Genomic DNA, 5,867 nt, shown 5'->3' with positions numbered 1-5,867 from the left:
GGCCCTCCATATAGACAAGAAGGGCTTTCTGCCCCGTTTTTAACACAAGTGTACGTGTAACCAGTTGAGGGATCTCGCTAAACAGCCTCGATATCTGTTGGGCATTCACAGAAACCGAAGCAGATATCGTATCGTTCAAAATTTGATTGGCCTGCGCCTGTGTGCGGAACGCTTGCCGTCCTCTTATCCACTTACGAAACGTTCCCATATTCTCACCTTTTCCTTCACCGTATTGTTATCCGTTAATATGTGAAGCTAGATGGTTAAATATACAAATTAGGAAGGATAGGGAATATCAAGAACCACAGAGCCGAAAACTGAAGTTATATCCATTAATGTCAAGGATGTTGAAATCACTATCGGAAGAGTGATTGAAAGAAAAAAGGGGAACAAAAATAAAAAAGATAAAATCCAAAAACTGCTTAAGGAATACAAAACGCACATCGACTTTATGGACACTATGCAACGAAATAACTATAAATTTGCAGAGAACTACATACGATTTCAAAAAAGAAAGTACCCTGATTTTTGGGAAGTAGATTGCATTTCCTTTCTTGAAGATGCCATTGTTCTTCAGAAAAATTTACGAAGGTAACAAAATTTGTAAGCCAAGCCTTGAAAAAACTAGCATACAGGCGCCAAAATTCAATGAGCTGTTTTCTTCTAACCGATTTTTCTTGATATAGAAAAAATCGGTTTTTTATTCTTTTCTATCTTTATCCATTTAATTTTCTCAAAAAACTGTTGATTCGAAATATTCATTCCGATATATTTATACATAAGGAAAGAAAAGAAACAAAAAAACTTTCGTTTCGAAAATTTTCCCTGCATGAAAATTACATTATTCGCATCTCCCTTGTTGATTGTTCAGATAGGAAAAGACGAAGGAACACGCCGACGCGTGCATCTTACTTCTTCCGATATATGGATAATCAATAGGTGTGATAAGAATTCATAAAAAATAGGAGTGGAAACATGGTTTATAAGTATTCTGGCTTGAATGAAATGCCCTCAATGGAGATTGATGATATTGATCGAAAAATTATTAACCTTCTCCATGAAAATGGGCGTATTTCTTATACTGATTTAGCCAAAGAGGTCGGCCTTTCCCGTGTAGCTGTTCAATCAAGAGTAACTGCGTTAATGGAATCAGGTGTTATTGAGCGTTTTACTGCGGTCATTAATCCCGTGAAAGTAGGAATTCAAATTTCTGCCTTTTTCAATGTAGATGTAGAACCGCAGCATCTGCACGAGGTAGCCGAACAACTGGCAGCGGAAACCTCGGTGACAAGTCTATACCATATGACTGGACCAAGCACCCTTCACATGCACGGTATGTTTGGGAATATGAAAGAAATGGAGGAATTTATGCAAAATATACTATACTCAATGCCTGGTATTATGCGGGTCGAGTCGCAAATGCTCATCAAACGCTATAAAAGCCGGATGGGAATGAAATTATAAAAAGAAAGCCTACAAGAAAGGGGGAAAAATATGAGCCTGTCTTCATATAAAGAAATTACTCTCGCTATGCTGCGCACAGGCATTCTTGGTTACGGAGGCGGCCCCTCTGTTATTCCGCTAATTCAACATGAAGCTGTTGTAAAATATAAATGGATAAAGGAGGAGGAATTCGGAGAAATTTTAGCATTAGCCAATGCATTGCCAGGCCCTATTGCTACTAAGATGGCGGCTTATCTCGGCTATCAGAAAAAGGGGACAATCGGCGCCATCATCGCTGTGCTTGCCCACATTCTTCCAGCTAATATCGCTATTATTGCTCTGCTTGGAACATTGTATTCCTTAAAAGATTCGCCTGTTGTATTCGGAATGATTGCAGCCGTTCGGCCCGTTATTGCAGTCATGCTGGGATTAATGGCCTATGAATTTTTCGCGAAGGCATGGAAAGGGCTGGGCAAGCTGCTGGGTATCGGCTTTGGGTTACTTGCTTTCCTCCTCCTTTCTGTTGTTGAACTTCATCCCGCCATTGTCATCACTCTTTTTCTAGCCTATGGTACGTCTCACTTTGCCATTGCCAACCGAATGGAAAGACGGAGGCAGCGGAAAGAGCATGAACGCGAAAGGGGACTTCCTTTATGACTTTAGTAAACTTGTGGAATTTGTTCTGGGGTTTTTTTGTAGCTAACATACTTGGATACGGCGGAGGTCCGGCATCTATTCCACTTATGCAGGAGGAGATTGTCAATCATTATGATTGGCAAACAACCGAACAATTTGGCGATATGCTGGCAGTGGGAAACGCGCTTCCAGGACCCATTGCAACCAAATTTGCTGCCTTTGTTGGCTATCAAGAAGCTGGATGGCTAGGTATGCTTATCACTACTATAGCAACAGTAGCGCCATCTAGCATCGCTCTTATTGTTCTCTTAAAAATTTTGAATCGCTATCGAAATTCTCCTATTGTTAAAGGGATGACGCTTCTTGTTCAGCCTGTTATTGCCGTTATGCTACTGTTGCTTACATATGATATGGGCTTTGTTTCTTATGAAGCGATTGGAATCCTGCAATCAGTTGGTATCGCAGCTATTGCTTGGCTTTGTATGACTAAATTTAAACTGCATCCAGCTATCGTTATCGTTCTAGCGTTTGCATATGGTGGCTTTATATTACCCTACGTTATGACATAAAATTGAAACGAATAAAATGTCTAGTTTACCGCCAAACTACGAGTGTATATTTTATTGAGGTGAGGCGGCTTATGACATACTTAAAAATAAAGGGTGTTTCCTTACACTATAGGATTCAAGGAGAAGGAACGCCGCTTATTTTTATCCATCCCCCTGTGCTAAGCAGCGCAAATTTCTCATATCAGTTCAAGGAGCTTTCAAAGCATTTTACAGTTATCATATTTGACATACGAGGACACGGTAAAAGCCAGCCTTCCCCGCAACCATTAACATATTCGCTCATTGTTGAAGACATGAAAGAAATTATGGACCATCTCAATATAGAAAAAGCATTCGTGTGCGGTTATTCAACAGGCGGTTCCATTGCCCTTGAGTTTTTGTTGACAGCTCCCGAACGGGCATTAGGGGCCATTCTTGTTGGCGGGATATCAGAAGTAAACAGCCGGTGGTTAAAAAATCAGATTTCACTAGGGGCTACACTTGCTAGCTCTGGGGCACTCTCCACATTAGCTTACGCAATCTCCTGGAGCAATTCCGATACGATGGCAACATTCCGGGAATTACTGAAAGATGCCAAAAAGGCTGATACAAAAAACGTGGAAGAGTATTATCGATATAGCTTAACGTATAACTGTACAAATCAACTGTCAACCATCTCATTTCCCATCTTGTTAGTGTATGGAGCAGCGGATAAACATTTCCATTCTTATGGGAAACTTATCCACAAACATATAACCAATAGCGAATTTGTCTTTATATCGAACGTCAAACACCAGATTCCAACGAAAGCACACGACGAACTAAACCGTTTAATTACGAAGTTTGTGCGCTATTGATTGTCACTTTCAAAATCAACCTTATGCTTATTTTTTTAAGATATTCGGAACAACCGGCCTGTTCATCCAATGCTCATTCGTTTGTACATGATTCTTTCTGACGAATTTTGCAGCAGAATGCATAAAATCATCATAATGAAACGCGTCGGCAAGCCTGACAACAAAGCCTTCCTGTTCTCCCCCATATAACGATTGCCTCGTATAACAGCTTTTAATCGCTTCCTCATTCCATATTCCCCGGTACAGTACAGGTACCGTTTCAATCATATGCCTCTTTGCCCACGCTGCCGTCTCGTCCCAGGCTAAACACATATTTTGTTCGTTCCAAACGGAAAACAGCAAAAAGTAGCTGGGTAAATCTTGATAATGAATAGAATGCTGGGCAAACATATTCTCCCCGCATAGCCTCCATCCTTCCGGAATAGAAACACCTAGCATACTATGAAACATTTTTATCCAATGCCGTGAAGGGTGATCCTTGCTATCAATTGAGCGGGCATGTAAATAATCGCGGTACATCGTCGTATTTTCGCCATCCATTTTTTCCGTCACTACTACTTCTTTTCCTTCGAAATGTTGAACATGTTTCAGTACTTTGTCATCATGTGTGTAACTCCTTGACCAAGGCAGATGAAACGTTCTTGGATATTTCACTCTCATATCTTTGTTCCCCCTTTCTTTTACTTACTTTGCATACATATCTGCTTCTTTAAAGAAATAAAGCTTCCATAAGTACTCGTCGCCCAAAAGTCGGTATATTTCCGACACGGCTTCCTGACCGCCATAATTAATTTTCATGTGATATTGAATTAAATGAAGCGCTTCGTGAATAAACGCTTCCGAAAATCCCAACTCATATAAAAAATGACACGCGATTTGTGCAGATACGTATTCATGACCGTAATATGAGTAATAGCCTTTTAGTTTTTTATATGTTTTGCAGAAAGGCTTTCCGATGTCATGGAATAACGCAACTACCTGCATCACCTGTTTATCCTTTTCTGTATAAAAGGCATTAACGTACTCGAAAGCATGGTAGGTGTGCTTGCATAACGGATGCTGGTGATGCGGATTTTCTTGATTAAAGTGGTGCATTTCCTTGAAGATAGGAATATCTTTCAAAGACGCAAATAATTCATCATATGCAGGTTCCTTTTGTAGAAGTCCAACAAATTCAGCTTTACTTATGTTATAGGGCGCTTTTTCATGAAGGATATGAATCCGATCCCAACCTTCATTTATGATAGGAAAATGAAAGTTTTTGCGCATCTTTTCTAAAACAGCATTCTCCACTTTCCGTTTTCGATTTTGGTTGCGCTGAAGGCATACAGAATAAGGAACATCGAAATAATAGCATTCCTTCTCAACATCAGGAAACTTTTGCAGCGCTTTGATTCTCTTTTCCCGATCTAAATTGGTCGCATCAAGAATTACAGACCGCCCTTCCGCTAACGCTTTTTCAATCCGGCTATATACTTCATAAAAAACATGATTCGTATTTTTCTGCCGTGACTCATCTCCAAATAGCTCCTTGCGAATGGCATCTGTAGATACAATGACAGCCTTCTCTTTTTTGGCTATCTCCTTTGCCTGATGACTTTTCCCACTGCCGGAAATTCCAAGCATAAAAATTAGTTTATTCACCTTCTATCCCCTCCTTTCGAATTACATTTGAAGTATAGACAAAAAAGCCTGCCTGGTATTTGAAAATATCAACCAAGCAGACTTTATACTATAGGTTATTCTGTTTCTGCTCTTCAAGGCGCCTTACTTCTTTTTATCATAATTAACTTTTTACAAAAAATCAACATTTATCCATATAATTTTCAACTACTAGAATCGAAAGGGGATTTTATCCAAAAAGATGATATAATTCAGGAAATGATTATTTCTCCTCATTTTTAAATGCTTGTTCGTATACGTTCATTCCCTCTACCCTGCCCGTTTTGCGCTCTTTGTTACTGTCATAATTCTTATTTAACGATTGGACAGCCTCTGGAACCCCTTGCTGCGTTTTCTCACTACCAAAATTATTTGTATACCGCTTTTCCACAGCTTCACTTTGCTGTTGACCATCTTGTTTTTTCAGATACTTATCGTATCGGTCGTCTATTTCTTCTGCCATTTGACGATAGAGTTTTGTTTCCTCCACAACAAGGTCCTGTGTCGTTTGAATGCGTACCTCGTATTTCGCCGGCAAGCGATCAACCGCTTCCTTCTTCGGATCTCTCCTCTCCATCTCTCCTTCAGTGAGCAGATACGCAACCTCTTCTTCCAACTTTTTCTTCTTATCCATTCCAATTCCTCCCCACACATTATCGTCTTTCCTTTACGATTCCCTGTTTCATATTACATCACGCCTGTTGATTATCCATAAGGTGGA

At 39.9% G+C, this 5,867-nt stretch carries 7 protein-coding genes and 1 pseudogene; 4 read left to right on the top strand and 4 right to left on the bottom strand.

Translation table 11 applies throughout. The features are described 5' to 3' along the window. Positions 1-208: pseudogene (locus HMPREF0083_RS07005) on the bottom strand (spore germination protein); the annotation flags it as partial. A gap of 767 nt (positions 209-975) precedes the next feature. Here HMPREF0083_RS07005 and HMPREF0083_RS06995 point away from each other — a divergent pair. From HMPREF0083_RS06995 to HMPREF0083_RS06980, 4 genes are all read left to right on the top strand, one after another. Next, positions 976-1,464, top strand: a complete 489-nt coding sequence (locus HMPREF0083_RS06995) for a chromate efflux transcriptional regulator ChrS (RefSeq protein ID WP_021620475.1) — start codon at positions 976-978, stop codon at positions 1,462-1,464. Positions 1,465-1,494: 30 nt separating this feature from the next. After that, complete coding sequence (locus HMPREF0083_RS06990) at positions 1,495-2,100, top strand: chromate efflux transporter ChrB (protein ID WP_021620474.1); 606 nt, start codon at positions 1,495-1,497, stop codon at positions 2,098-2,100. Beyond that, entirely contained in the window at positions 2,097-2,648 is a 552-nt protein-coding gene (locus tag HMPREF0083_RS06985; protein ID WP_021620473.1) for a chromate efflux transporter ChrA, read from the top strand. Before HMPREF0083_RS06990 ends, HMPREF0083_RS06985 begins: the two co-directional genes overlap by 4 nt. A gap of 71 nt (positions 2,649-2,719) precedes the next feature. Then, the gene (locus HMPREF0083_RS06980; RefSeq protein WP_021620472.1) at positions 2,720-3,484 is read left to right on the top strand and encodes an alpha/beta fold hydrolase; all 765 of its coding nucleotides are present in this window, start codon (positions 2,720-2,722) and stop codon (positions 3,482-3,484) included. Positions 3,485-3,511: 27 nt separating this feature from the next. Here HMPREF0083_RS06980 and HMPREF0083_RS06975 read toward each other — a convergent pair whose 3' ends face one another. From HMPREF0083_RS06975 to HMPREF0083_RS29940, 3 genes are all read right to left on the bottom strand, one after another. Further along, positions 3,512-4,144, bottom strand: coding sequence for an RNA ligase family protein (locus HMPREF0083_RS06975; RefSeq protein ID WP_021620471.1), 633 nt, complete (start codon positions 4,142-4,144; stop codon positions 3,512-3,514). Between the two features lie 24 nt (positions 4,145-4,168). After that, the gene (locus HMPREF0083_RS06970) at positions 4,169-5,110 is read right to left on the bottom strand and encodes an AAA family ATPase (RefSeq protein WP_021620470.1); all 942 of its coding nucleotides are present in this window, start codon (positions 5,108-5,110) and stop codon (positions 4,169-4,171) included. Positions 5,111-5,369: 259 nt separating this feature from the next. Next, the gene (locus HMPREF0083_RS29940; protein ID WP_327848962.1) at positions 5,370-5,780 is read right to left on the bottom strand and encodes a hypothetical protein; all 411 of its coding nucleotides are present in this window, start codon (positions 5,778-5,780) and stop codon (positions 5,370-5,372) included. Positions 5,781-5,867 lie beyond the last annotated feature (87 nt).

This window comes from Aneurinibacillus aneurinilyticus ATCC 12856 (genome assembly GCF_000466385.1).
GTDB classification, from domain to species: Bacteria; Bacillota; Bacilli; order Aneurinibacillales; family Aneurinibacillaceae; genus Aneurinibacillus; species Aneurinibacillus aneurinilyticus.
This window is presented reverse-complemented; position numbering and strand designations above follow the sequence as displayed.